Here is a 25,958-nt window from a genome sequence, read left to right on the forward strand (position 1 = left end):
GCTTTATACAAGTTATGGCTTTGATTTACATCAAGGCATGGGATTCTTTTGTCTAAAAATAGGAGTAGATCATGGCAGTACAGCCAATTAATATCACACTAACCACGGCAGGTCTTAATGAGATCATAAATGCCGAGAAAAATGGTACAGCGCCTGTACTCTTACAGACTGTGAAATTTTCAGATACCGATCAGACGGTAGATGTTAACACTTCTCAACTGACCAATGAGGTGGCAAGCGTTACCACTCTATCTGGCGCTAATGTTGGAGACGGCATTATACATATTCTTGCAAGAGATGAAAGCGCAGCTGTCTATTCTGTCAGAGCCTTTGGCATATATACCGATAATGGCACACTCTTTGGAGTGTATTCGCAGGCAGAGCCAATCATTCAAAAAGTAGGCGCATCTATAGCAGAGCTTGCAATTGATTTCCTTGTTCAAGGGTTTAAACCTACCTCTGTGACCTTTGGAGATGCTAATTTTTTAAATCCACCGGCAACTACAGAAACAGCTGGCGTGGCCGAGATTGCAACCTCTGATGAGGTCAAGCTTGGCAACAGTGGCAACACCATAGTAACACCGGCCACATTAAGCAGGCATTTAAAAGATGATTTAGGTCTTGATACAGCAACCATGCCACCAGGTGGGTATGGAGGAGCAATAACTGCATTACAAGACGAGCTTAAAAAGGGCAAGGTTGAATTTGTAGCATCAGCTCCAAGCGAGAAACAACCTAACACATTATATGTAGAACAATTTAACGGCGAGGTGTTCTAATGCAACAGATTAAAGACTTAGTGGCTACCGACATTAGCAGGAGCTTGTTTGAAAAGATACAAAAAGGATTAGCAATAAAAGGCAAGTCTGAATTTGACTATTATGTATCATCACAAGGTAATGATGCTGACGCTGACGGTACAGAACAGAAGCCGTTTAAAACAATTCATAAAACATTACAGTTTATTTATGAAAAGCACCCTTGTGATAACGATGTTAAAATGATTAATATTGTTTTTCTTACAGACTTCACCGATACCTCGCATATTGTGATAGACAGTAGATTGTATAGCTCTTTTATTTCTTTTAGAGCTAACAACAAAAATGTAATTTTAAGTACTGTAAAAATTAATAATGCACGTGCAGATTTTAGAGGTATAAAGTTTAAGCCTAAAGGAAGTGGGAGCAGTTCATCACCAATTGCCGTTACAAATTATTCAACATGCAATATAATAGATTGTACATTTCTTTCTACCTCTGATAGTTATTCACAATATATAATATGTACAACAATGAGTACGGTTACTATTCAGGGTGACACTGTTATTAACATAGAAAATACAAGCCTAAAAAATTCTTTTATTTCGGTGTATAACAAGTCAACCATAGCAATTAGCCAGGCCAATTTAATTCTACAGAGTAATATGACGGTGCCATATTTTTATTTGGTATCAAGACAAAGCGAGGTCTATGTTTACAGCACATCAAATGTCACCCCTAACACGTACAGCGTTACAGGTAAAAAGTATTTAGTTAATATATTATCTAACTTAAATACTATAGGTAGAGGTGATGCAGTCTTATTTGGCAATCAAGCAGGAGCAATAGAGAAAGATGGAAAAATCTATTAATACCGTTAGGGGGGGGTAAACCCTATTAAAATCAATGGCTTAGTAGCCGAGCAAATTTCTAAAGACTTGGCTACTAGGTTATTAAATAAATCATATCTTAGACAGGAAAGCGATTTAGCCTTATATATATCTAATCAAGGTGATGATAGTACAGCTGACGGCTCACAAGATAAGCCATTTAAAACTTTAAGTAAGTGCTTAAGATATATATTAAATTATGTATGCACAAATTATTTTATTAGAATTAATTTTTTAACCGACTACATAGAGACAGAAGATGTTATCAAAATAAGAGCGATTAATATGGGTGGGTTTCTTGAAATTAATTCCAATGGGCACAATGTAGTACTTAATCATATAAAGATTTACCAAAGCTTTGTGACTTTTAAAGGCATTAACTTTAAGCAGACATACGATGATAATTTGCTATATTGTGCTGACAGTTCCATGGTATATTTTACTGATACATTTACTGTTACTTTAAAAGATAACTGTGTGCATAGAGTTTTTTATCCTAACAGAAACTCACATATACAAATAATAGAAACTGCAAACATAACAATCAATGGAACTACAACAGGAAAAGGTGCCGAGTTGTTTAGAGCGCAAGTAAATTGTTCAATTTTACTGATGGCTAACAGCTTAACGATTGGCAACTCATTAACAAATATAGTGGGTATTAACTGCTATTATAATTCAATAGTAATATTTATTCCCCAGTCCTTTATCGCTCCACCTAGGCCTGACGCTCAAGCTTATTATGCTTCTTACAACTCCCATATAGGCTTTAACGGCAAAGGAAAACCACAAAATCTAGGTGGCCTTACTACTGTAGATCAATCATCATCAATATCATAGGAGATAACATGACAGACATTACAGACTTTGAAACTGAAAATGCATACACCCCTTACTACAAGTTAGATAACGGCAAGGTGTATGACAAGGACAGGCTTAAGTTTGTTGACAATTCAGATGCAGAATACAAGGCCTTTATTGATGCAGGCAATGAACCCTTATCAATTAACAATGGCTATACCGTGCAGGAATTAAAAGACAGCGTGCTTAAGTTTTATGGGTGGCCTATTGGCGACTGCTTGCTTACATTAGATGAGCTTAAGCAGAACAAATTACTTGAGCTTGAGACTAGGTCAGCTAAGTTTGAGGACAACTTAAATAAAAATATGTACTTTAAATCAAGCCTTGGTTTTAAATGTAACGGCGATAGACGCACTCGCTCTAACCTAGAGGATTTAATATCAACCTTTGCCCTCGCATCTCAAGGTCAAACGACAGTTGATTATCGTGACTATGATAACCACGTTCAAAAAGTAACACTTGAAAATCTTAAGACGCTGTTATCAGAACACATAGGGAATGGCCTTAACATCTATCAGCAGAAGTGGGCGTTACAAGATAAGATTAATAATGCTCAATCGGTTGATGAGTTAAATCAAATCAAGATTGAATGTGAGATGAAAGACTATACGGCTTAGTTACTAGGCACATAAAGAAAGGGCACCCACAAGAGGTGCCTTTTTTATTATATAAACATCTTCAAGTACAAAAGGAGTATAGCATTTAATGCTAAAGTTTTCAGCAAATTTAAAGGATAGCAATATGTTTTTTAATCAATTTAAGTGGTTTAAATACCTATATGCTTTATCAGTTCTTGGCTTAATTAATGGAGTTACATTCTTGATTATTTGTATAGGCCTAGCAATTAAATAAAACAAAAGGCACCTTAATTCAGTGCCTTTTCTATTAACATTCTCTTTAAAGGATATTATATTATAGATGAATATTTTTCTTGATGTCAATGAGTTGTTTTACGTGGTACTGTTTATGGATAACATGAATTTTATAGGGCAATTCTTATTATTTGGTATTGCTGTTTGTAGCTATGGAGTTGGGCTGTATTTTATCTTTAGGCTAATCAAAGATGTTATATATTTTGTACGAGGGTTTAATAAATGAATGATGAGCCAATTTCACAATTAGATAGACAAATACAAGAGCTTATAAACAATAAAGCCGATGCTAAGGATTTAAAAATTGCTCTGTTAGAACAATACAAACAAGGGCATAAAGACGGTAGAGACCAAGCATACAAAATTATAGGATTATTCTTTATGGGCATAATTGCTGTTGCAACTCTATTAAATTTTCTTTTCTAACTATCAAAATACTTCATCAATTTCACCTATCTTAAATTATAATTATAAGAGTAATTTACATGAGATTTATTTTGGATATCAAACAATTTAGGGATATTATTATGCTTTTTAATGGATTTTTTTGGACAAATATTTTAAGACTTTGCATCATGCTGGGGTTAATAGGTTTAGCTCTCATACCTTACGGAATTTTCTTTTATTTGGTTAATATTTAATTATATTATGGTATTTTATGAAAAACTTTTTTAGAAATTTAAAGCAGTTATTAATCTCTATAGACCAAGTGCTGATGTGTTTTATAGGCTTGCTAATCAGCGTCTTTAAGCATGATTATAAGTGCTATGCAGACATGACAATCAGCGCTAATGCGTGGCGTTTAAATCAAAAAGGGTATTGGTATGGCAAAGCATTAAGGATCTTTATTGACCTGCTGTTTAGTCCTTTTGGCAAAAATCACTGCCAGCAGGCATGGGAAAGTGAGGTTAATAAAGCACATCTGCCAACTGATTTTAAAGGGAAAAATTAGGTCGTGATCACTGTAAAATTGATGTAAAATCTAAATTAAATCAATGTAAAAAGTGCGTCTATGGTGATCATGTTTTTCCAACCTATTGAAAAATAAGGGTAATTTATGTGGATTTCTAATCCCTTCCCTTCCGCCACAAAACCCATTCAACCCCAAATTTCAGGGAAGAGCCTGAAGTTAGTGTTGTTAGAAAAGCGAGGTTTAAGCCTGACGGAGCAATATGACGGGAAATTATACAAAATAGGGTATTGACAAATTAAAAAAGCAGATGAAATAAAAAGTAAGCAAAAATGGATGAATTTTTTTCTTTTTTCGAGCTAAAAATTACTCAGAAGACTATATAAAAGATCACAACTCCACGGATCTTCTAACACAAGATCGTCAGATCTTCTTCGCAATATTAAACACTAAAGCAACCTATATCAATCTAGTGCAACTCCATACTTTTTGCTTTGACGTGGCTTTTCTTAGATCCTATAATTAGAAAAAATAGGTGTTGACATAAAATACAGAATAAGTCGGACAAGATGGAGGCTTTATGCAGACAAGAGAACAAAAAATAAATAAAGTATGCCAGGCAGTTCAATATCTAAGTGATGATAGTCTTGATAAGCTTATGTCTCTTAATTTTAAAGATGGAGATGCTATTGTCAGCTCTTATTTTCCATCTAAAGATATGACAGATAAAACGCGCAAGGCAATTGATGAGGCCTATGCTAGTGGTTTTGTTGGCCCTTTTGAGACTGCATGAGAATTCCAGATTAAATTAAACATAATTCTTTTATTTTTGCACAACGTTCCAATATCTTTAAACGCTTTTCCAATAATTTTAAATTCAGATCCAATATTTTTGATCGTTTCAATATTGGTATTATGTAAATCAATAAAATTTTGTATGCATTTTTGAGCTATCAGTCTAAAAACATTATAACAAATTAAACCGCCTTCTATTTAAGAGTCATCATTACTATACCGCAATGATGCGGCATCATAATGAGGATTATTAAATGAAAAATTATGAACAATTACGCTCTATGTGTTTACATATACTAAGTGGGTGTACCCATCGTGACATAGCCAAGAAGTTTGGAGTATCAGCTTCTCTTGTTTCAGTATATAAGAGAAGAATGCTTGAAAACGGCGAGATGGTGCCAGGTTCAAATGGCCTTAAGAAGCTTGATTCTTTAAGTGAAGATGAACTTATAAATATTATTTTCCCTACAGCTGTGCGTAATCCAGATGGTGGCATCAAGTCATTTACAGTCAGCAGACCTAGACATAATACTCTCATGCCTAATTTTGATGTAATAGCAATGACTTTACTTGAATCACGTGTCTCTAAGAAGTTCTGCTACACAGACTACCTATGTGAATGTGAAAGGCAACAAAAAGATCCAATATCGCGAAGTGATTTTTATGAAAAGCTAAGGATTAAGTTAAAAGCTATTAAAGGACCTAAAATTTATATGCAGCAGGAAAGACAATATGGCGAGGAGGTATGTATTGATTACTGCGGAGACACAGTCCCATACATAGATCAAGGAGTAAAAAGAAAGGGCGTTGTATGCGTTCTCACATGGAGCGCAAGCTATTACAGCTTTGCCATAATAATACCTTCACAAAGTACAGAGAATACATGTTTTGCTATTGGCCAAGCCTTTAAGTTTTTTAAATATCTGCCAATTACCTTACATTGCGACAATGCAAAAAGCATGGTCACCTCCCACACAAAAGGCGCTGAAGCAAGATTTAATGATTCCTTCGCCTATTTTATGGAGAGGCTTGGGGTTTCTTTATACGGGTTCTTCCCTGAAATTGGGGGTTGACCCAAGATCGCAAACGGTATCTATGGTCTTAAGCACAAGAATGCTTAAGACCCGGCCAAATTGTCAATGCAAAAACTGTCCGTCAATGACGAGCCCTTACGGGTTGGCTTTGCCAATCATTGACTGTCAGTCTTTTGCATTTGCTAAAGCTTTATGAAAAATCCCAAAGATTTTTCCCTTGAGATTAATTTTTATATTTCAGATAAAATAAGGGCCCTGACAACAACTTTACCCGACCAAAGGAAAGAATATGACAGAGCCTAGTGCTATTATAATAAATTCCTACACTGCTGCCAATACAGAAACAAATGAAACTTTAATCAAAGCCAGTGCTAATGAATTAATGCACTGTAAGTTTGAACACGGCGTTCTCAATATGTACCCGGGTTGTGTAATGTCTGGTGAGCCTGAAATAGATGCTACGGCAATGACTGTTACCTATCATCTTGGCTATACGCTTTGGAGAGAGGAGCTTGAACAAAATTGCCCACTCTGTGGCTGCCATAAAGTAAATATAAAGGAATGGGGAGAGCGCACAGTAAAGGATTGCACACTAGGACCATTTGCGGTTATTTTAAAGATACGCGTACCTAAGGTCATTTGTTGTGGTTGTGATCATGCCAGGTGGCTAAAGCCAAGCTTTGTCCATCCGCATCATAGGATAACCTTACGCTTATATGGGCAGATACTGCAGCTTCTTGATTTGGGCGAGAGTCATCTAGATTTAAAGAAAATAAGCTCTATCACGGCTGTAGAGGCAGATATTGTCAGGAACATTGATAAGGCAAGGCTTATAGAGATGTTCAAAGATATAAGTCTTGAAGACGTTAGGAACATAGCTATAGACGAGATAAGCGTTAAAAAGCACCACAAGTATATATCCGTCATCATAGATGCCGATACCAGGCGCCTTTTGTATGCAGCCTATGGCAGAAAGAAAGATGATTTAAGGCCATTCTTTGACAGATTAAAAGAGCTTGGACTGCTTGACCAGATTGAAGGTGCAGTAATGGATGGCAACTGCGGATATCAGAATCTAGTCAAAGAGCTCTGCCCTAATGTAAAGATAGTGCTTGATTTATTCCACTGCCTGCAACAGTTTAACAGTGAAGTGGCAGATGCCATAAGGCTTGATAAAATAAAAGATTTACGCAAGGAGCTTGGCGCCATGGACGCCGGCGAGTATCAACAAAAGAAAAGTGAATACAAGAAGCGTATAAAAGATCTTAGACAGAGCAAGTGGCTGACTTACATGGGCTCAGATAAACTCAACACTCTTGAAGAGTCGCAAAAAGATCTTGTAGAAACCCTCAAACAGAATAAGAGCTTGTTTACAATATCAATTTTTGGAGACCATATCAGAGATCTATGGCATAGCGGAGGTACACCTGAACAGGTTGAAACAGCAATTAAAAACCTGTATTCACAAGCTGAAGCAACAGAAATTCCTTTACTGATAAGGTTCTGTAAGAAGCTAAAAGATTGGAGCTGTTATATTATTCATGCGGCTACAACTGGCTTAAACACCAGTATTTTAGAGGGATGCAATGCTAAATTTAAAACCATTAAAAGGGTAGCATACGGTTTTAGAGATATAGGGTACTATATATTGAAAATGCATCAGGCTCTGTCTCGAGATAGAAAATCAACACTCAAAGCTGCCGTAGTTTCAGAGCCTGTTGAAAATAATGTCAACCCCCAAATTTAGGGATGAGTCTTTATACGCTTCTAACCCATACAACCCCTCGGAAAAGTCATGCGTAGAGGCTGTTGTTGGCATGATAGAGCGCAATGTTCTGCCTAGAATGGAGTATGATCCTACACTCTCTCTGGAAGCGCTTAATGCAAGGCTTATGGCTCTGATCAATGAGCATATTAATAACGCACCTTACAGCTCTGTTATTAAAAAGAGCAGGTTTGAGCTATATAACACTTATGAGATTGTAAAAGCCAGAGAGCTTACTGGCACAATCCCTTCATTTTACAGGCACTTTTACAGCCTTAAAGTTAATAGCAACTATCGTGTTGTTATTGAAGGAAAAACATATTCTGTACCATATAATTTTGCTGGCCAATTTGTAGCTGCTGATATTTATAAAAACATTGTTCGCATTTATAACGATAAAGAGGTTATTGCCACCCATCCAATTGTTACTGATGTCAGTGACTCTGTTAAGCTTGAACATATGCCTGAGGCGCATAGAGCCGTGGCTACGAGCAGGATTGAATATCCAGACGCACAAAGCATATTAGAAAAGGCTACATCCATAAGTGAAATGGCTTTTAGATTTTGCAAATATACTCTTGAAAAGAAGGACTTCAAAGACGCAAAGAAAGGCTGTATCCGGATCATTAATAAATATACCTGCCGCAATCACCCACCCAAAGAGTATCTTGATGAGGCTATTAACAGAATGTTTATGACCACGGAAAACTATTGGAACAGCAATACCGTAATGACCATTCTTGAGGAAATTAAAGGGGAGATGATCGCTACAGGTAAACTGTCATATCAGTCAGATTTAAGCTTTGTATCTAATCCAGAATTTGCCAACCTAAGACGCTCGCAAGGCAATATGGGAGAGACAAGCATTGCCAGTGATGAGTCCAATAGCAGTACCACTAAAAACGACGTGACAAGCAGTACTGCTGTAACCAATAGTGAAACAGATGATGCCAAAAAGATAAGATCTGCAAATTCACTATGCGATAACTATAGTTTACAATAATGGAGGCCTACATATGAAACCTTTATTTGATAACCAGGCAGATCTTCTTGTTAAAATTAGAAAACTCAGATTGGTAGGCTTTGCATTAGAACTAGAAAATCAGTTTAATAACAATATAATTTATGATTCAATGCCCATTGAAGAACGTTTAGCTTTATGTGTTGATGCTCAAGAGAATTACGCAAAAAATAAACGCTGCGAGGGGCTTATTAAAAAAGCTAAGTTTAAAGACAATCTTAAAATGACTGACCTAACCAAAACTAGAGAGTATGGTATTTCAGATCAAGTCTTAGCAACACTAACCTCATTGCGCTGGATCAATACCAAGACCAATATAATTGTGTATGGAGCTTGTGGGGTTGGCAAAACCGCTCTTATTAATGCAATTGGCTATAATTGTTGCAACAATGGCCACTCTGTAAGGTATTTTAGGGCACTTGTCTATGACATATGAGTATGACCAATTATAGCTAAATCAGTTTGTCATACTTATTTTTATTGTGTCAGCTATTTTTTCATACATTATTTTTATCTACATGCATGTGATCTGAAAATTTGGAATAGAGTGTGCACAAAGATCAGGGTTGCATATGCTTACCTGTGCTCTTTGTTTTTATGTGATTTATAATTAAAATTAGGTGGGTTTCTTATAGAGTTAGATTTTATAAGGGCTACAGCTGCACTGTTTTGGACGACATCAGCTGTAGCCTGCTCAAAAAGCAGTATGATTATATCACAACTTTGTCATCAAAACTCACACAATAAAATAGATAAAGAACAAATTATTCCCGCTTCATTTGCACGCTTTTCTGATAGAGCCACGCTTGTTGACGGTCAGACCGACTTTAAGGCCAGGGTTATTGACTGCACCATAGGTGAGGCTCAAAGAGACAAGGCTGTATGTCCTTACTGTGGCCATCCTTTAAATTTCTTTGGTTATCACTACAAAGCCTTTAAAGATGAGCTTAACGAGTGTCTTTATGCTGTCATGGATAGCAACAACGTCTATTACCTAAAGTGCAACAGAATGCAGTGCACCAACCATGACTGCAGAGGTAAAACAAGATTAAGAATATCCAAAACTCAGGATAGTAACCAACCTGATGAAAGTAAGGAGCAGGATGGTACACAGGTGCAGTGTGGGCATGCTAAAGCAACTGATAACAAAAAAGCAAAGAAAAAGAAGCCAATAGTACTTGTCGCTCATACTCAGAAGCACAGGCCTACACATTTGGTTTTAAGCCCTATATCTTTTCCATTTACATCTTTGTCATTAGATACTGTAGAGGCTTTGATAATATTAAAAAATGATAATGACATTAAAGCTGTCTATCGGCATATCAGAAAGTGTTTGCAGCTTGAGAAAAATGCGGTCAACGATGAGAGAGTACAGAGCATAGCGCTGTATCTACAAGCGCTTTTGCTCGAGCCTACAGCCAAATTGATATTCAAAGTGTATAACAACATATCAAGGATGCTTAACTCAGGCTTAAGTGCGCAAAAGGAGCATGATAAATCGCAAAAGGCTGGCGGTGTTAAAGAAAGCTCTGATTTTGTTCCTGAAGATTGCAGTGATTTTTTAAAACAGCATACATCTGCAGCCTACAGGCTGCAGGCCCTGCTCACCCACCATTTTCCTAATGTATCAACACATCTGTTATGGCTAGAAGGACTGTTAGATATGAAAATAGACTCATCCTAAGGCAAGAGCCTACTTTTTAAAGGGAGGGGTCTGTTATGACCATAAGAAAGAAAAAATATATTGTCGATTTAGACGCCAGATTACGCATTCTGTCAGCGCTTATCATTGCCAAAAATACAGGATGCACTGACGGCACTACCTTTACTGCCATGATAAAAATGGCAGCTGCGAATGCAGGATGCTCGGTCAGGACATTGCAGCGTTGGCTGGAGCGATACATTAATAATGGTAAAGATATTCAGGCTTTAAAGCCATCCTATAAAGGCTCAGAGCCAAAGGCAAAGACCAATAGGCTCTTTGACGCTGCTATTAAGATTGTCATTGCATATCGCAAAGAAAATATGACTTTAACTGTGCCTCAGCTTTTACGTGTAGTTGAAAGTGAGTTCCCTGATTTTGTCGGTTTGCTAAAACGCTCTACAGTGCAGTTATATCTCAAGCGCAACAACTGCAACAGAACACAGATTAAAAAGGACACCTGCGATTACAGAGAGATTTATCTGCGCTACCGCAAAAAGCATGTGCTTGATTCTGTGCAGTGTGACGTAAAGGAGCTGCCTAAAGGTCTGATTACAGACGACAGTGGTATCAGCTGCAATGCCTATATACAGCTCTGCGTGGACAATCACTCAAGAAAAATCATTTCATTTGCTGTGTCGACAGAGCAGAAGGTACAGCTGGTGACAGACTCAATTAAATCACTGGTCTGCAATCTGGGTATACCTAAAACACTGGTTCTGGACAATGGCTCTATATATCGCAGCAAAATACTGGCCAGAGCTGCTTATCTGCTTGATATGAAGCTGCATTACTGCCGTCCATATGCAGCAGAGTCCAAGGGTATGGTTGAGAGAGTAAATCTGGATCTTAATGAAATTGAGAATGACATTAAACATCTGAAAAACATAAGTATTGAAGGTCTCAGGGAGATTGTGGAGATATGGGTTAATGAGCATAACAACAGATCACACTCAACCCTGGACAACAAGACGCCAAATCAGGTGTTTGATGCAGACACGTTTCCAAGGCGCTTTACTACTCCTGACATCATCAATACTGCTTTTAGAATTACTAAAACACGCGTTATAGGCAAGGACGGTACTGTGAGTATCAATAACATAAGCTATAAAGCTATTGTGGATTCCTCTAAAGGTATTTATGTCAATGACTCTGCAGAATTCATGATAGATGAAAAAGGCATTGTTTATCAGGTCCTGGATGTTAAAGATATAAGAGTCATTGAGCCTTTAAATCTCAAGAGCTGCCCTCAGCCAGATTATAAAACAGATACAGATAATAAGGCACCTGCAGACAATGCCTGTGACAAACCTGCAAAGACTGGAGGTAAAGGACAGGGACATAAACAGCGCCCTGATGAGGTCAACACATGCCCACCCCGCTACTGTATGGCTCTGTCACGAGACAAAGCCAGACGGGATGGCACCTATACTACTGAGGATGAGTTTGTCCGAGATTTTAACAGTAAGTTTTATAAGAGCACTGAGAGCAGAAATATGGCAAGAGGCCCAGAGGTGGCATCTCCATATGCTGTTCAAAGCAAAATCAACAATGATAACAACACTTTATAGGATATAAATTATGTACGAGAATCTGCCAAACCTGGATTTTAAGGCTTTTTTCAATATGTCATCTACCCCATTTACGCAGAATATACCTGTCGAGGCCCTCTATCAGTCAGAGCAGTTTCTAGACAGCATGGGGCGTCTGCTCTATGCTGCCAAAAACAAGCAGTTTGCTGTACTTACAGCAGCCCCTGGCTGTGGTAAAAGTACTCTGCTAAGAGCTCTTAGTGCCGAACTTGATGATGACAAGTACACTATTCTCTATGTATCTGACAGTAATCTCTCTGCCCGCTGGCTCTATGCAATACCTCTGACAAAAATGGGCTATGAAGCCAAGTTCCATACCAAAGATGCACGTATACAGCTCCAGGATATGCTCTATAAGGAAATGGAGGTCAAGGGCAAGAATGTAGTCATAATTGTAGATGAGGCTCACCTGGTAGATCATCACAATAATCGTAGCACTCTGCAGGAAATTAGATTTATGCTCAATTGCGAATTTGATTCTGGCAATCCTCTGAGTCTAATCCTCTCTGGCCAGAACGAGTTATGGGACTTGATAGCACATAAAGATCATAAGGCTATTATTCAGCGCATAGATCAGATCTGCAAGATTCCGGCTCTGGATAACTGGCAGGTTGCTCAGTACATAGAGACACATCTCAAATATGCAGGAACCGATGACACCATAATTTCATCGGCCGCTATAGAGATGATAAGTAACGCCTCAGCTGGCGTGCCTAGAGTTATCAACAAAATCTGCACACATTCTCTGATCTATGCAGCTAAATGCAGACAGTCTGTGATCAATGAAGATCTTGTTAGAGCTGTCATTGAAAGAGAACTGCCACCAAACATGTGTTTGGGATAAAGAAGATAATACAAGAAGGATAATACACGAAAATGGTCCCTATATGGGATCATTTTTTTTATGTGCTATTTGAGGTTATTTAATACAATTAGAACAAAATGCTTTAAAGGCATGACAAAATGACTTAGCTAAAATGCGTCATTCTCATTTAGCAGTGACAGCACTAGATTTTTTTGATTTATTAGTTGAAATGCCAATACCCGCCAGACAGAAATTTAAAGAAAATCTAAAGAAAACAAATGTTTTAATTCTGGATGATTTTGCATTAAAGCCAATGGAGGAAGATCACCGGTTAGAGCTATTTTCTGTTATTGACGATAGACAACGTCTAGGATCAACAATTATTTCAACCCAACTGAATCGCAACGGGCTTGAATACTCAATGGGACAAGATACAAAGGGAGAAGCAATATGTGATCGACTGTTTAACCCATGCATTGAGGTTGAGCTAAAAGGCCCTTCCAGACGGCAGGAGATGTCAAACGTAATATAAAATAAAACAAATGTAATAAAAAAATGGTGGGCAAAAAAACCTGCCATTTTATTTTTTGACAACAAAAATATTGGATTGTGATTTAATTTTAAAAGATGCAAATTTAATTATATTGGACTAATGATTAAAATTAATGAAATTTAGTTGAATGAAATCCGGAATTCTCAACTGCAGAAGAGGCCATGAAATTTCTTTTAAAATGAAAGTAGAGTTCTCTAATAAGTTTTACAAAAAATTTAAAAAACTTAAAAAATCAGCCCAATTTGAAAAAAACAAGTAAGAATTTTAAAGAGGTGCTTGATTGCTTTGAGTCTAATAAATCCATTCCGTCTAAATTTATCAACCATAAGCTTAATGATGATAAATATTACAAGGATTGCTGGGAGTGTCATTTGTTACCCGATGTGCTTGTTATTTATCAGTATATAGATAACAGAGCAGTAATTCTTTTTATTAACATTGGCACACATGAACAACTTTTTTAATTGGGTTAGATATGAAATACAGAATAGGTTGGCCTTTTTGGAAAACTGTTTATAAGCTTGGTTTCCCTATGTATTATAGGTATAAAATTTTATTTGATGTTGACTGTAAAAGATACATAGGTAGAAGCCCTGATATTAAAGGTCTTATTGCTGAATGTGACACTGTTGAAGAAGTTCAAGATGTCATTGAAAGCAATGCTAAAGATCTAGCTAATTGGGATGTTTTTAAAACTTTAACGCCGAATGTTAAACACTCTCAAATTAACGGCTCTCAATCGCTAGGACATTTAATTCATGGGTAGTGGTTATTATAATGATATTATTAAAATCTTAAAAAGGCATGGATTTAGATATATTGATAACTTAAAAGGATCTCATTAGTTATGGGCGCACAAAGACGGTAGGAGAGCTCATGTTCCTTACTCAACTAAATCCAAATTTACAGCTCAATCTGTATTAAAACAAGCAAATATAAAAGAGAAGCTTTAGTTAAATGAAATACAGAATAGGTTGGCCAGGGTGGAGACTTATCTATAAATTAACCAACTGCACCCTTGAATATAGGTACGATATATATAAAAGTAAAGAAAGCGGTGATTTCTTAGCAGATAGCCCTGATATTAAAGGGCTGTTTGTTGAATGTAAAACCTTAGACGAGTTGCTAGAGTTAACGCCACAACTGGCTCAAGAGTTAGTTGCAGATATGCTTTACGAAGATAGGCAGATAAAACTTGTCGCTATTTCTCCAATAGGTATAGTTTGATGGGTTCTTCTTATCTTAATGATGTCGTTGCTTTACTTTTAAAAAATGGCTTTGAGCAGATAAAAGATGGTGATGCTATTGTAAGCTCTTATTTCCCATCTAAAGATATGACAGATAAAATACGTAAGGCAATTGATGAGGCCTATGCTAGCCCAAAATTTCAGGGAAGAGACGCAGATTTTAGGCAGTTATATACAAAGCTATAGATCAAAAGTGGCCAATTCACATATATAAATATCATTAAATATATTTAAATCAATGGTTTATTCATAGTGGGAATTCTTATCTAATATAAAACTTGCACATTTTTGCAAAAGCATATAAAACTTATAGCTTTAATAAAGATAAGATTTGTTCGGAGATCGTATATGAATATAGTGCATGATGAGCAGAAGATGCAGTTTAGCTGTGTAGTAGATGGTTTTGAATGTGTGGTTGGTTATGAGCTGCATGGCCATATCTTTGATGTGGTTAAAACCTTTGTGCCAAAAGAGGTTGGTGGCAGAGGTATTGCCGGAGCTCTGGTCAAGGCTGCTTATGACTATGGCAAAGAGCAGGATTATGAGCTTGTAGCCACCTGCTCTTATGCTGTCGTCTGGCTTGAGCGTCATAAGGAATATCAGGGCAGAGCCAGCGACAATTATGTTGAAGGTGCCTGCAGAATCTAAAGCAGTATCTTATTCACAAGCGCCTCAAGCTCTTTTCTTTTAATTTTATAGGTTTCTGTCATAGGGATTTTATCTATAAACACAGTATGCTTGGGCCTGTGGTAGCGTGGCAGAGCCTCAATTTTTGCTTCAAGAGCCTTATTGTCTGTAAAGTCAGAGGAGCTGCCTTCTATAACAAGAACTATCTGATGCCCATACACGTTATGTGCCACCTTTGAGATGGCAAAGGCTCTCTTGCTAAAACCATACAGTGCCTTTTCAAGATCCTCTGCTAAAACCTTGATGCCACCGGTATTGATAACATTATCAATACGTCCTGTAACTCTAAAGTGTCTGTCATCTATAAGCTCTATAAGATCATTGCAGACAATATCCTCATCACAAAGATGTCGGGCCTGAATAATGGCAGTGCCGTTTTGCGACAAAGACAGTTTTACATTATCAAAAAGGGTGTAGATATCACCATCATGTCTTATATCTAAAAGAGCTATATGTGAGAGAGTCTCGGTCATGGCATAACTCTGATAGATGGCATTAGGACTTTTTTGTAAAATGGCCGCTACATCTGCATTTAACGGTCCGCCGCCTATAATAGTATTTTTGCAGGCAAAAAGTCTCTCAAGACTTTCATCATTCTCTAAGATACAGGCAGCCTGCATGGTGGTAATGGCTATAAAGTCAAAATGGTGCGGATAGTCTATATTTAAAAAAGGATCGCGCCCTGGATTTGCTGTATACAGTTTAAGCTCTCCGAGCAAGGCTCTTAGTGCCATCATCTTGCCTGCTATATAATCAAGCGGCATGCACAAAAGAGCGCTGTCATCAGCTTTGAGCTTAAGATAGTTTAATGTGGCACGCGCTGAGTTTTGCATATACTCTTTTTTAACGCTCATAAGCTTGGGAGTGCCGGTTGAGCCTGAGGTTTTAACCTGCATACAGGGGTTTTGGTTTAAAAAGTCCTGATAAAAGAGGGCAAGCTTTTGTAAAAAGCTGTCTTCTGGTGCCTTTGCATACAGCGCTGACGGTCTGCTGTCAGAACCTTTCAAACTTTGAGCAGAGTAAAAAGTATCGTTTATATAAAGACCTTTCATCTTTACATTACCCTTGAGCTGTCACTTAAAAACTTTTCATAGTCAATTGCTGCTATCAAAGATCTGTCAAAATAGAGTTTCTCTCCTCTGACAGAGAGTGGATAGTCTATATTGTTTGAGTATAAAAGACCTGTACCAAGACCCTGCGGTATAGTTATATTATGCATAAAAGCATATTGAGCAATGGCATTAAGACCTATATTTGATTCAAGAGCCGAGGTCAGCCAGAAGCCAATATCTCTTTGACGACAGAGTTTTATAAACTCGCTGCATCCGGCAAAACCACCATGTAAACTTGGTTTTAACACTATGTAATCTGGCCTGATGCTATCTAAAAGCTCTGCCTTGTCTTTTAAATCATGCACGCCAATGAGCTCCTCATCAAGAGCTATAGGAATGATTTTAGCCTCACACAGACTTTTCATCAGAGCATAATTGCCAGTCTTGACAGGCTGCTCTATAGAGTGCAGATCATAGCATGACAGAGCCTTTAGCTTATCTGTGGCCTCATGAGGTGCAAAAGCACCGTTGGCATCAACTCGTATTTGAATGGTATTTTTATCAAAACGCGAGCGAATCTTCTCTAAAAGCTCAAGCTCTTTGTCAAAATCAATGGCACCAATCTTGATTTTAATACACTTAAAACCATCATTTATCTTGCTCTCAAGTCTTTGAGCCATGGTTGCAAAATCACCCATCCAGATAAGACCGTTGATAGCAATAGGCTCTGATTTACTGGTAAACGGACTGTCAAAGAGCACAGGTGAGCGGTGGGCAAGAGATAAAAGTGCTGTCTCAAAGCCAAAGATTATAGATGGATAGCTTTTGTAGGTATCAAGATCAAGATGTCCTGAGGCCATGACAGCATGGGCACACTCTTTGAGTACATTTTCATAATTGTCATTATGATCGCAGCTAAGATCAGGCAGGGTGGAGCACTCGCCATAGGCACTAAAGCCACTTTGATCTTCTATCTTTACAATGTAGGTATCTTTTGTAGTGTAATAGCCGCGTGAGGTGCCGGCTTTAAAGGTAAAATTTAAAACTTTTTTATAAATACTGATGTGTAGTGGCATTTTTCTTAATATATAGACCATTGAATAAAATAATTGCAGCCGAAGCTGCAATTTAACCTTTAAGATCCCGTTGTTATGGACATCTTGGATCTTTGTTGAAATTAGGCTTTCTCTTTTCTAAAAAGGCTCTGCCGCCTTCTTTGGCCTCTTCTGTCATATAGTACAGCATAGTGGCATCACCGGCCAGCTCCTGAATACCTGCCTGACCGTCAAGCTCGGCATTAAGACCTGCCTTAATCATACGTATGGCCAGAGGACTGTGCTCCATAATGGTTTTAGCCCAGGAAACAACCTCATCCTCAAGTCTGTCAAAAGGCACCACAGTATTGACAAGACCCATCTCAAGAGCCTGAGCTGCTGTGTACTGACGGCACAGATACCATATTTCACGGGCCTTTTTCTGACCTACAACGCGGGCCAGATAGGATGAGCCAAAGCCTGCATCAAATGAGCCTACCTTAGGGCCGGTCTGACCGAAGATGGCATTGTCAGAGGCAATGGAGAGATCGCATACTACCTGCAGTACGTGACCGCCGCCTATGGCATAGCCGTTGACCATGGCAATAACAGGTTTGGGAATGGATCTTATCTGCTTTTGCACATCAAGAATATTAAGACGTGGTACGCCATTTGAATCAATATAGCCACCATCGCCTTTGACATGCATATCGCCGCCTGAGCAGAAGGCTTTGTCGCCTGCACCTGTGAGCACTACAACGCGTATATCGCCACGCTCACGGCAGATATTGAAGGCATCAATAAGCTGCATTACAGTAGTTGGTGTAAAGGCATTGCGATAGCGCTCACGATTGATGGTGATTTTGCCAATACCCTCAAAATACTCAAAGAGAATATCTGAATACTCTTTTATACTTTCCCACTTTCTGCTCATGTTTATTCCTCAAATTTATGTTTTACATCTGTGTAATATTGTTTCAGTAACTCTATATCCTGCCCATTGTCGGTAAATACCTCAAGCAACATGGCTCTTTCACTGCCTTCTTTTAAAGCTGCAACTGAGGCTGTAAGATCCTCTGTATTGTGCGCCTCAAGATACACAAGACCTGCACTTTGAGCCCAGCCTTTAGCGCTGAACTGATGGGGAGCTACAATATAGCGTGAGCTCTCATCATTAAGAGACAGACCTGGCAGGGCAGCGAAGATCTCGCCGCCTGCATTGTTTATAAGCACTATACGTACATTGCGTGGCACATGCATATTAAACAGGGCATTCATATCATAAAAGAAGCTTAAATCGCCTATTATGATATAGCTTAAAGATGATGTGGCACATGAGGCGCCTATGGCTGTAGAGAGTGAGCCTTCAATGCCGTTGACGCCACGGTTACCCTGAATACTTACATCCCTGTCAATGCCAAAGAGCTGGGCATAGCGCACACTTGAGCTGTTTGACAGGTGCAAAGAACTGCCATCACTCAAGGATGCTATGACAGAGCCTATTGCCTGTATATGACAAAAAGGCAGAGCAGGCGGCGTAATTTTCTCTGACAGAGCATAGAAATTATCTACATAATCCTTATTGGCTTTGAGTGTGGCATTTTGCCCAAGTACAAAGGATAGAGCCTTATCCACTGTGGCATTGATATGATAGGCAAGAGAGCAGAACACATCTGCAATCTCATCTCCTGGCATAATATTTACATGCAAAAAGGAGCAGGAGCGCAAAAAGATCTTGAGCTTTTTGGACAATATATGCCCGCCAATGCTTATAACAAGAGTAGGTTTGATACTCTCTTTTTGCTCATCGCTCAATGATGCAAGTAAAAGCTCAATATTATCTATGCCTCTGACATTATGTATATTGCTAAGATGCTCTTTGATAAAGACAAAGTTGTCTGTATTGCCATTTAACTTTAAAACATGCTGATTCTGACCTGCTATGACCATAATCTTTTTGTGCTCATGCATAAGTTTGTGCAGATGTTCAAAGTCAGTATAGCGTATGGTACGAACGCATGGCAGATTAGGCACATCCTCTTTGAAAAAAGGATCTGAGATTGGCACATTGATATGCACAGGACCTGTGTCATCAAGGCTTAGAGCTAAAAGAGCCTCATTGATAAGACGGTTGCACAGCCAGTGTGAATCGTTATCATGAATTTCAGGTAAAGACACCTGCTTTTTGGTAATATCAGGAAAGATTCTCTCCTGATTTATAGTCTGACCATCCATCTGTCCTATAAAGCTTTTCTGCCTGTCTGCTGATATGACAAGCAGCGGCAGTTTCTGATAGAAAGCCTCTGAGATGGCAGGTGCTGTATTTAAAAGAGCTGAACCTGATGTAATACACAGGGCGCATGGCTTTTTAGTCTCAAGAATAAGGCCCATGGCAAAAAAGGCAGCTGACCTTTCATCTGTTATTGAATAGCATTTAAACAGCTTGCTTTTGGCAATGCTTTTGACAATAGGTACATTGCGCGAGCCCGGGCAGAGCACAATATGCTCAATATGGTGAGCATGCAGCAAGGAGACTAGCTCCAGAACATTTTTCTTATTGGTATACATATACAAACAAAAATTACTGGGAGCCTTGGCTCCCCAGGATATCAATAGCTTTTACTTGTTTTTCAAAAGAGTCTTCATGGTTTCAAGCTTATGACAGGTTTCATCAAACTCATCTTCAAAGTTTGACTCAGGAAGTACGCCGCCTCCGACATAAAGCGATGCAGTCTGTTTGATAATACGCATACAGCGCAGATTTACATAGAAGGAAAATTCACTGTTGTTGATATAGCCTACCATGCCAGAGTAATACTCTCTGTCATAACCTTCATTTTCAACTAAGAAGGCTTTAACCTCATCCTTTGGCAGACCGCAGACAGCAGGGGTTGGATTTAGCTCGCGGGCTAGCGACAGAGCAGTGTGCAGATTGCCAACATGGGCCTTAAAGTCTGTCTTTAAGTGCATGACAGGACCTGCCTTGGCAGTATAGACATCACTCTTGTGATAGGAGGAGGTGTATTTTTTAACTACATCCTCAATATAATCTGTTACAAGCTGCTGCTCTTTCTGATTCTTTTCAGACCATTTGGCAAGAGACAGATCTTCAATTACAGGCATGGTTCCTGCAAGTGATACTGTTGAGAGCACATTGTTGTTAAAGCTTGCCAGAATCTCAGGTGAGGCGCCAATCCATATGCCTTTGACATCATTTTTAATAAGATAGGTAAAGGCTGTATCTTTATACTTGCCAAGACAGGCATCAAAGACAGAGCCCACACTCTTTTCAAATTCAAAGTCATTGCGGCGTGAGAGTACAAGCTTGCGGCACTCATTCTGACGTATAAAGGTTGAGGCACGGTCAAAGGCATGACGATATATATCCTTTGACAACTCTTCCTTGATAAAGTCGGCACCGTCGGTGAAGAACTCAGGCATGCTCATCTTTATATAGCGATAGAATGAATAGATATCATAATTGCGCTTTATAGCCTCTGAGTTATGCCTTTGAATATAGATCATGTACAAGACAAGATTGCAGGTCTTTTTAAGATCTGGCAGTGAGTTTAATGAGGCATGCAGGAGCATACGTGAGTAGACATTAAAGAGCAGATTGATAGCAAAGTTAATAATATTGTCCTTGCCTATAATTACATTGTTGTCCACCTTGAAAAAGACATTTTCATTATTGTGGTTGGCACAAAATGGGAAGAAGATAAAGCCGCTCTGTCCTGCAAGATTCTCAAGGGTGCAGTCATGTCTTACATGTGATGGATTAGAGACAATAAGACACAGCTCGCCGCTCTCCTTTAAAGGGAAGATGGCAAAGTTTTTATATAAAAGATTTAAAACATCAACAGCAAAGCCGATGTTAAAGACTCTGACCTCATTGCTCTTGTTGATACGCTGTGAAAGCTCATTGTTTCTGACTAAGTTTAAAATCTTGCACAGTCTGTCAATAGCCGGTGACTTTTCATGAATGTGCAGACGAATTAAATCTAAAAACAGCTGTGAGTATAAAAGATTGAGGGCATCAAGCTCTTTTTTAAAGTCAAATGGGACTTTGCTGGCACTGTAGTCGCGTTTGCTGTCCTGTGCCTTGCGCTCAAGATCGCCACGCTTTTTCAAATAGCGGTTCATGACACGTTTGAAGCGCTTTTTAAATTCAGGATCCTGATCGACAAGATTAAACTCTTTAATAGGATGCTGAATATTAAATGGTGAGAATTTGGCCGAGCTTGGCATAAGCTCAAGTGTACTCTCAGGTACTCTTGAATTGTGCACCAGCATCTTGATGGTGGACATGGCAATATTGTCATAATATGACTTGTGGGTGGAGTGATTTAAAAGTGAATTGAAAATCACATCAGCCTTGTAGCGATCTATAGAGCTTTGATATTTGACCAGGGTCTCAGGTATGGCCACATTGGCATCCTTTAAATCCTCAGCATCTGGGGCAAGCTCATTCTCATCCTTTAAAGAATAATTACTCTCATCCTTTGCTGTATCAGTGCTCTGAGCGTGGGTAACAGTCTCTGCTGTCTGTGCTTCTCTGACAGGGCTGTTACTCATATCAAAAGGATTTGAGTTGTCAGATAGGGTAAATGGCATATCATCAGCGACAGTGGTATCATCAAAGGACTGTGCCTCGGCAGCTGTCGGCTGTGAGGAGGTCAGCAGTTTGTTTTTATCAAAGTTTTCAATGTATCTTGCAGCGGCTGCATTGGTTTTGGCAAATTTCTTTTGCAGTGCAGTTTTTGAGACAATGGTATTGGTAATCTGCAGTGTACTTATAATTCTTTTGTCTGAATTATAGATTTTTACATCCCAGATGTGATGAATGGAGCCCTGATGCACAAGTGTGGCAACTGCCAGAATTACAGAGTCAAGCGGGGCTGTATTTATATGATTGGCATGCACTGAGCTGCCAAGAGCTACCTTGTCATCAGGCAGAATATAGGTTGAGGCCGCCCCTGAGAGTATTTCAGCCATGGCCAGCAGCGCGCCGCCATTGACAAAACCAAAAGGCTGTATAGTGGCTGTTGATACCTTCATACGCGCCATAGCCTTGTTTGAAGAGAGCTCTAAAAACTCTATACCCATGTGATCTTGCATACTCTGCATTGGCACTTCACTCATTTTTACAATCCAACCTGAAAATATATGTAATAGATTCGATATTATAGCGAAAAACTGCGCATCAATCAGCATGGCAGTGCACATTTAATGAATGATAAAACTGACAAAAGTTAGCAACTGTCATCTGCTATTATTGCTATAGGGTATCTTTTAAGATAGGGATGAGCAGGGTCATTGAAAAAAGAGGTTTATCAGTTAGGGTCAATATAGTTGCACAGTTGCAACAAAAAAGTTAAGAAAAATGGCTCAAGGAAAAAATCTGTCGAATTTTTCTTATGCAGAGTATTTTTTGTCTTGATGTATCCATTAACTTTTTAAAGCTTTAGCAAATACAAAATACTGTCAGTCAATGATTGGCAAAGTCACCCTTAAGGCTTGTCATTGACAGAGTGTATTTACATTTTTATCTGGTTATTATTAATATAGGGGAAAGTGCCCACATTGATGCACAAAGAGTAGATTTTTTAGTGCTATGAAAACTATTTCGGCGTAAAGAATATGTTTCGGAATCTTTTATATTTTATTAATAAAGTTGATGAGTTTTTTTGATGGCGTTTTTCTACTTAGAAATGCATTTGCAATAATATTTGTGTGGTTCTTTTTATTTTTAATGAGTTTATATTTTTATATAGTAACTCCGCCATCTACTATATTCAGGTACGAAGAAACAGTTGCATTACTAACAGGGGTTTACTTTCCGATATTAGTTGCCTATAAGGTAATGAATGAAACGGCTTATTATATTACATTTGCTTTGTATTTTATTTATATTTTAAAGTCAAAGATAATCTTTTTAATTCTTAGTATATTACCATATGTTTTTAGTTTTTTTATATAGTTATTGTTTACAATGGGGCATGGAAATATAGTTAACTAATTAAAGCTATTTTTGAATATTGCAAGGATAAAATGATTATCTGTACAAAAAAACAAGATTACTAGATAAGTGATAGTTTAGGACTCTTAGGTATTATTTTTTGTCTCCTGCGCACAAGACGCAGGAGGCATATATTTATTTCAATGGTGAGTTACCAATACTCTGTTCATAGCCTACAGGAGTTGGCATCTGATCAGGTGGATTGCCCTTTATAGGATCCCAGCCCAACAGCAGCAGGTAGACACCAAAGCCAAAGATAAAGGCTACAGGAATATGCCAGCCATAGCGCAGCCAGTTCATAAAGCTTCTGGCCTTAGGGAACATATCGCACACAGCAACACCTGCAGAGGAGCCAAACCAGATCATGGAGCCGCCAAAGCCTACAGCATAGGAGAGCAGCGGCCAGTCATAACCACCTTTAATAAGGGTCAGCTGTGTCAGAGGTATATTGTTAAATACAGCAGAGACAAAGCCTATGGCCATGGTTGAGAGTATGGAGGCCTCAGGTACAGACTCAAGTGGAACAAGCTCGGCACAGAATACCAGGGCTACCAGGAAGATGGTTGAGTCTGTAGCATTGATGGCTACCTTTAAATTGATCTTGGTTATAAACAGACCTGCCAAAATACCCATCCATATACCAACGGCAGGAAGCTCAAAGAAGTAGTTGAAGAATATGGTTAAAATCAGAATTAAAAATACTACAAAGAGTTTTTTCTTGTCTGCTCTTATATATTCAGAATCCAGACTTACAGCAGGGCTGTAGGCATGCTGCTGACGTGAGGCAAAGAAGGCTACAATGACAAAGGCTGCAAGGGCAGGGATAAAGGCCTGAGCCAGTACCAGAGGATCCTTGCCAAAAATCCAGATAATTGTAGTTGTGGTATCACCTACAACAGATCCGGCACCGCCTGCGTTGGCGCAGGCACAGATGGCTGCCACAAAGCCTATGTGCACCTTATTTTTATACACGGCTGCAGCTATGGAGCCACCAATCATGGCAGCTGCAATATTGTCTAAAAAGGAGCTTAGTATAAAGACAAAGAATAAAAGCACAATGCCAGAGGCCATATTTGATGGCAGATAGCGCGGAATTAAAGATGGCACCTTGGAGTGCTCAAAGATGTCAGCTAAAATGGCAAAGCCTGGCAGCATTAGAATAAGATTAAAATAGGTGCGCCAGGAGCCGTGGGTTACAGTGCCATCAGACAGTGTCTGACCAAAAAGGCGATCTAAAATAGAAAAACCCTCGGTGAACTCATATTTAAACAGACATAAAAGCACAAGTCCTGTTATGGCTACCTGACGGGTCTTGGTATAGAAAACGGCAACGCCTGCGAGCATCAGACCGAAAATAATCATCTCATAGCGTACGCCATAGAGTGCTGTTTTAGTAAAAATCTCCTGGGCGCAGCCAAGCGCTGGTGTCAGCAGCAGGCTAAGAGTAAAAAGAAGTTTTGACATGGTACTATCCTAGATTTTTCTTTTATTATCATTTTGTGCAGCATTAGTGCGCTTGTGACCCTCAGTCTCATCATAGACAGGATTTGGGTATTTTTTCTCAGAGCTGCCAAAGAGGATCTGACTTGCATCCTTGTAATCTTCGTGAAGCTCAAGTCTTTGTATCCAAACAAAGAAGGCCAGGGCAATATAGTGGGCAAAAAGAATGCGGATAGTTAAAAGACCATATTCTTTAAACATGGTAATAACCAGAACGGCAACAAGCGGGCCTAGCATCCAGCCGCAGAGCACCATAAAGTATTTACCTTTACGGGCTACTGTAATCTGACGTCTGAAGTTTTCATAAAAGTAGACACAAAGAGCGGCTATGGCCACAAACAGACCTATCATAAACATAGCCTTGTTGATGGTAAGGGCCACAAAAAGCATACCTATCATAAAAATAAGCACATCCTGCTCATAGATGGCTTTTGCTCCATAGCGCGGCACCAGATAGCGCAGAGCCACCATGGCACAGACACATGAGAGTATGAAAGAGGCGCTTATGCCCAAAGACGCCTGCATGAAACTTACCTCAAGATAGGAGGTAAAAAGAGGAATGCTGGCAAAGACAGAAAATACTGTACCTGCGCACAGATAGCCTACGCTCATAAAGACTACAAGACGTATAAAAGATTCGCTTTTAAACATTGTTTTATCCTGCTTTTTTTGTTAATACCCATAAAATTATAGGCATTAGTGATTATAGATCAACATGGTGCACAAATGCTTTAAAAAAACTGCATTTTATGATATAAGAACTTTGATTTTTAAGGCTAAAATACTAAAAAAGCTGTGCTGCTGTCTAAAAGCTGTGCACTGCATTGATGCAAGAGCCTGTACTGCCTTTAGTCAGCATAA

General features: G+C 38.7%; 27 protein-coding genes. 20 read left to right on the forward strand and 7 right to left on the reverse strand.

What is annotated here, in order from left to right:
• Positions 1–71: 71 nt before the first annotated feature.
• The 20 genes from DRZ93_RS00585 (at position 72) to DRZ93_RS00680 (ending at position 15,453) form a co-directional block, all read left to right on the forward strand.
• A complete protein-coding gene (locus DRZ93_RS00585; protein ID WP_113745487.1) occupies positions 72–779 on the forward strand; it encodes a hypothetical protein in 708 nt (235 codons plus the stop codon).
• Complete coding sequence (locus DRZ93_RS00590) at positions 779–1,630, forward strand: hypothetical protein (RefSeq protein WP_113745488.1); 852 nt, start codon at positions 779–781, stop codon at positions 1,628–1,630. The genes DRZ93_RS00585 and DRZ93_RS00590 overlap by 1 nt, the downstream gene beginning before the upstream one ends.
• Positions 1,631–1,696: 66 nt before the next feature.
• Positions 1,697–2,488 carry a hypothetical protein gene (locus DRZ93_RS00595; RefSeq protein ID WP_113745489.1) on the forward strand — a complete coding sequence of 264 codons (792 nt, stop codon included), beginning with the start codon at positions 1,697–1,699 and terminating at the stop codon, positions 2,486–2,488.
• 8 nt (positions 2,489–2,496) lie between these two features.
• Complete coding sequence (locus tag DRZ93_RS00600) at positions 2,497–3,126, forward strand: DUF4376 domain-containing protein (protein ID WP_113745490.1); 630 nt, start codon at positions 2,497–2,499, stop codon at positions 3,124–3,126.
• Between the two features lie 477 nt (positions 3,127–3,603).
• Positions 3,604–3,807, forward strand: a complete 204-nt coding sequence (locus DRZ93_RS00610; protein WP_113745492.1) for a hypothetical protein — start codon at positions 3,604–3,606, stop codon at positions 3,805–3,807.
• Between the two features lie 232 nt (positions 3,808–4,039).
• On the forward strand, positions 4,040–4,333 hold the full coding sequence (locus DRZ93_RS00615; RefSeq protein WP_113745493.1) for a hypothetical protein: 294 nt from the start codon (positions 4,040–4,042) through the stop codon (positions 4,331–4,333).
• A gap of 538 nt (positions 4,334–4,871) precedes the next feature.
• Positions 4,872–5,084, forward strand: coding sequence for a hypothetical protein (locus DRZ93_RS13455; RefSeq protein ID WP_146741076.1), 213 nt, complete (start codon positions 4,872–4,874; stop codon positions 5,082–5,084).
• Positions 5,085–5,340: 256 nt separating this feature from the next.
• A complete protein-coding gene (locus tag DRZ93_RS00620; RefSeq protein WP_113745494.1) occupies positions 5,341–6,159 on the forward strand; it encodes a hypothetical protein in 819 nt (272 codons plus the stop codon).
• A gap of 250 nt (positions 6,160–6,409) precedes the next feature.
• Positions 6,410–7,867 (forward strand): ISL3 family transposase, encoded by a 1,458-nt coding sequence (locus DRZ93_RS00625; RefSeq protein ID WP_113745495.1) that lies wholly within the window; start codon positions 6,410–6,412, stop codon positions 7,865–7,867.
• Positions 7,868–7,937: 70 nt separating this feature from the next.
• Complete coding sequence (locus tag DRZ93_RS00630) at positions 7,938–8,888, forward strand: Mu transposase domain-containing protein (RefSeq protein ID WP_113745496.1); 951 nt, start codon at positions 7,938–7,940, stop codon at positions 8,886–8,888.
• Between the two features lie 13 nt (positions 8,889–8,901).
• Positions 8,902–9,342 (forward strand): ATP-binding protein, encoded by a 441-nt coding sequence (locus DRZ93_RS00635; protein WP_113745497.1) that lies wholly within the window; start codon positions 8,902–8,904, stop codon positions 9,340–9,342.
• A gap of 270 nt (positions 9,343–9,612) precedes the next feature.
• Positions 9,613–10,590, forward strand: a complete 978-nt coding sequence (locus DRZ93_RS00640) for a hypothetical protein (RefSeq protein WP_113745498.1) — start codon at positions 9,613–9,615, stop codon at positions 10,588–10,590.
• A gap of 35 nt (positions 10,591–10,625) precedes the next feature.
• Positions 10,626–12,179, forward strand: a complete 1,554-nt coding sequence (locus DRZ93_RS00645; RefSeq protein ID WP_113745499.1) for a DDE-type integrase/transposase/recombinase — start codon at positions 10,626–10,628, stop codon at positions 12,177–12,179.
• Between the two features lie 10 nt (positions 12,180–12,189).
• Complete coding sequence (locus tag DRZ93_RS00650) at positions 12,190–13,044, forward strand: ExeA family protein (RefSeq protein ID WP_113743087.1); 855 nt, start codon at positions 12,190–12,192, stop codon at positions 13,042–13,044.
• 133 nt (positions 13,045–13,177) lie between these two features.
• Positions 13,178–13,537, forward strand: coding sequence for an ATP-binding protein (locus DRZ93_RS00655; protein WP_113745500.1), 360 nt, complete (start codon positions 13,178–13,180; stop codon positions 13,535–13,537).
• Between the two features lie 218 nt (positions 13,538–13,755).
• Positions 13,756–14,022: a type II toxin-antitoxin system YafQ family toxin gene (locus DRZ93_RS13965; RefSeq protein ID WP_113745501.1), complete on the forward strand. Its 267-nt coding sequence runs from the start codon at positions 13,756–13,758 to the stop codon at positions 14,020–14,022.
• A gap of 11 nt (positions 14,023–14,033) precedes the next feature.
• Entirely contained in the window at positions 14,034–14,324 is a 291-nt protein-coding gene (locus tag DRZ93_RS00665) for a hypothetical protein (protein ID WP_113745502.1), read from the forward strand.
• 191 nt (positions 14,325–14,515) lie between these two features.
• On the forward strand, positions 14,516–14,785 hold the full coding sequence (locus tag DRZ93_RS00670; RefSeq protein ID WP_113745503.1) for a DUF1902 domain-containing protein: 270 nt from the start codon (positions 14,516–14,518) through the stop codon (positions 14,783–14,785).
• Positions 14,785–14,991, forward strand: coding sequence for a hypothetical protein (locus tag DRZ93_RS00675; RefSeq protein ID WP_113745504.1), 207 nt, complete (start codon positions 14,785–14,787; stop codon positions 14,989–14,991). The genes DRZ93_RS00670 and DRZ93_RS00675 overlap by 1 nt, the downstream gene beginning before the upstream one ends.
• Positions 14,992–15,153: 162 nt before the next feature.
• Positions 15,154–15,453 (forward strand): GNAT family N-acetyltransferase, encoded by a 300-nt coding sequence (locus DRZ93_RS00680; RefSeq protein ID WP_113745505.1) that lies wholly within the window; start codon positions 15,154–15,156, stop codon positions 15,451–15,453.
• On the opposite strand, the gene DRZ93_RS00685 is transcribed toward DRZ93_RS00680, so the two are convergent.
• From DRZ93_RS00685 to DRZ93_RS00720, 7 genes are all read right to left on the reverse strand, one after another.
• The gene (locus DRZ93_RS00685; RefSeq protein WP_113745506.1) at positions 15,450–16,544 is read right to left on the reverse strand and encodes an AMP-binding protein; all 1,095 of its coding nucleotides are present in this window, start codon (positions 16,542–16,544) and stop codon (positions 15,450–15,452) included. The genes DRZ93_RS00680 and DRZ93_RS00685 overlap by 4 nt on opposite strands.
• Positions 16,545–16,546: 2 nt before the next feature.
• Positions 16,547–17,620, reverse strand: coding sequence for an o-succinylbenzoate synthase (locus DRZ93_RS00690; protein WP_113746070.1), 1,074 nt, complete (start codon positions 17,618–17,620; stop codon positions 16,547–16,549).
• 73 nt (positions 17,621–17,693) lie between these two features.
• Complete coding sequence (gene menB / locus DRZ93_RS00695; protein ID WP_113744244.1) at positions 17,694–18,512, reverse strand: 1,4-dihydroxy-2-naphthoyl-CoA synthase; 819 nt, start codon at positions 18,510–18,512, stop codon at positions 17,694–17,696.
• A 2-nt stretch (positions 18,513–18,514) separates the two neighbouring features.
• Positions 18,515–20,146: a 2-succinyl-5-enolpyruvyl-6-hydroxy-3-cyclohexene-1-carboxylic-acid synthase gene (gene menD / locus DRZ93_RS00700; protein ID WP_113745507.1), complete on the reverse strand. Its 1,632-nt coding sequence runs from the start codon at positions 20,144–20,146 to the stop codon at positions 18,515–18,517.
• A 51-nt stretch (positions 20,147–20,197) separates the two neighbouring features.
• Complete coding sequence (locus DRZ93_RS00705; RefSeq protein WP_172457977.1) at positions 20,198–22,720, reverse strand: chorismate-binding protein; 2,523 nt, start codon at positions 22,718–22,720, stop codon at positions 20,198–20,200.
• A 1,012-nt stretch (positions 22,721–23,732) separates the two neighbouring features.
• Entirely contained in the window at positions 23,733–25,061 is a 1,329-nt protein-coding gene (locus DRZ93_RS00715) for an SLC13 family permease (protein WP_113745510.1), read from the reverse strand.
• A 9-nt stretch (positions 25,062–25,070) separates the two neighbouring features.
• A complete protein-coding gene (locus DRZ93_RS00720; RefSeq protein ID WP_113745511.1) occupies positions 25,071–25,748 on the reverse strand; it encodes a hypothetical protein in 678 nt (225 codons plus the stop codon).
• Positions 25,749–25,958: the final 210 nt, after the last annotated feature.

It is taken from the genome of Anaerobiospirillum thomasii, from assembly GCF_900445255.1.
In the GTDB taxonomy this organism is placed as follows: Bacteria; Pseudomonadota; Gammaproteobacteria; order Enterobacterales; family Succinivibrionaceae; genus Anaerobiospirillum_A; species Anaerobiospirillum_A thomasii.

What these genes read in the sequence shown, in the direction of transcription:
- DRZ93_RS00690 (WP_113746070.1), bottom strand. Translation starts at nt 17,620, where the DNA reads ATGCCACTACACATCAGTATTTATAAAAAAGTTTTAAATTTTACCTTT.
- DRZ93_RS00715 (WP_113745510.1), bottom strand. Translation starts at nt 25,061, where the DNA reads ATGTCAAAACTTCTTTTTACTCTTAGCCTGCTGCTGACACCAGCGCTT.
- DRZ93_RS00650 (WP_113743087.1), top strand. Translation starts at nt 12,190, where the DNA reads ATGTACGAGAATCTGCCAAACCTGGATTTTAAGGCTTTTTTCAATATG.
- DRZ93_RS00705 (WP_172457977.1), bottom strand. Translation starts at nt 22,720, where the DNA reads ATGAGTGAAGTGCCAATGCAGAGTATGCAAGATCACATGGGTATAGAG.
- DRZ93_RS00610 (WP_113745492.1), top strand. Translation starts at nt 3,604, where the DNA reads ATGAATGATGAGCCAATTTCACAATTAGATAGACAAATACAAGAGCTT.
- DRZ93_RS00665 (WP_113745502.1), top strand. Translation starts at nt 14,034, where the DNA reads ATGAAATACAGAATAGGTTGGCCTTTTTGGAAAACTGTTTATAAGCTT.
- DRZ93_RS00655 (WP_113745500.1), top strand. Translation starts at nt 13,178, where the DNA reads ATGCGTCATTCTCATTTAGCAGTGACAGCACTAGATTTTTTTGATTTA.
- DRZ93_RS13455 (WP_146741076.1), top strand. Translation starts at nt 4,872, where the DNA reads ATGCAGACAAGAGAACAAAAAATAAATAAAGTATGCCAGGCAGTTCAA.
- DRZ93_RS00645 (WP_113745499.1), top strand. Translation starts at nt 10,626, where the DNA reads ATGACCATAAGAAAGAAAAAATATATTGTCGATTTAGACGCCAGATTA.
- DRZ93_RS00720 (WP_113745511.1), bottom strand. Translation starts at nt 25,748, where the DNA reads ATGTTTAAAAGCGAATCTTTTATACGTCTTGTAGTCTTTATGAGCGTA.
- DRZ93_RS00685 (WP_113745506.1), bottom strand. Translation starts at nt 16,544, where the DNA reads ATGAAAGGTCTTTATATAAACGATACTTTTTACTCTGCTCAAAGTTTG.
- menD (WP_113745507.1), bottom strand. Translation starts at nt 20,146, where the DNA reads ATGTATACCAATAAGAAAAATGTTCTGGAGCTAGTCTCCTTGCTGCAT.
- DRZ93_RS00670 (WP_113745503.1), top strand. Translation starts at nt 14,516, where the DNA reads ATGAAATACAGAATAGGTTGGCCAGGGTGGAGACTTATCTATAAATTA.
- DRZ93_RS00590 (WP_113745488.1), top strand. Translation starts at nt 779, where the DNA reads ATGCAACAGATTAAAGACTTAGTGGCTACCGACATTAGCAGGAGCTTG.
- DRZ93_RS00675 (WP_113745504.1), top strand. Translation starts at nt 14,785, where the DNA reads ATGGGTTCTTCTTATCTTAATGATGTCGTTGCTTTACTTTTAAAAAAT.
- DRZ93_RS00680 (WP_113745505.1), top strand. Translation starts at nt 15,154, where the DNA reads ATGAATATAGTGCATGATGAGCAGAAGATGCAGTTTAGCTGTGTAGTA.
- DRZ93_RS00640 (WP_113745498.1), top strand. Translation starts at nt 9,613, where the DNA reads ATGATTATATCACAACTTTGTCATCAAAACTCACACAATAAAATAGAT.
- DRZ93_RS00620 (WP_113745494.1), top strand. Translation starts at nt 5,341, where the DNA reads ATGAAAAATTATGAACAATTACGCTCTATGTGTTTACATATACTAAGT.
- DRZ93_RS00615 (WP_113745493.1), top strand. Translation starts at nt 4,040, where the DNA reads ATGAAAAACTTTTTTAGAAATTTAAAGCAGTTATTAATCTCTATAGAC.
- DRZ93_RS00585 (WP_113745487.1), top strand. Translation starts at nt 72, where the DNA reads ATGGCAGTACAGCCAATTAATATCACACTAACCACGGCAGGTCTTAAT.
- DRZ93_RS00635 (WP_113745497.1), top strand. Translation starts at nt 8,902, where the DNA reads ATGAAACCTTTATTTGATAACCAGGCAGATCTTCTTGTTAAAATTAGA.
- menB (WP_113744244.1), bottom strand. Translation starts at nt 18,512, where the DNA reads ATGAGCAGAAAGTGGGAAAGTATAAAAGAGTATTCAGATATTCTCTTT.
- DRZ93_RS00625 (WP_113745495.1), top strand. Translation starts at nt 6,410, where the DNA reads ATGACAGAGCCTAGTGCTATTATAATAAATTCCTACACTGCTGCCAAT.
- DRZ93_RS00630 (WP_113745496.1), top strand. Translation starts at nt 7,938, where the DNA reads ATGATAGAGCGCAATGTTCTGCCTAGAATGGAGTATGATCCTACACTC.
- DRZ93_RS00600 (WP_113745490.1), top strand. Translation starts at nt 2,497, where the DNA reads ATGACAGACATTACAGACTTTGAAACTGAAAATGCATACACCCCTTAC.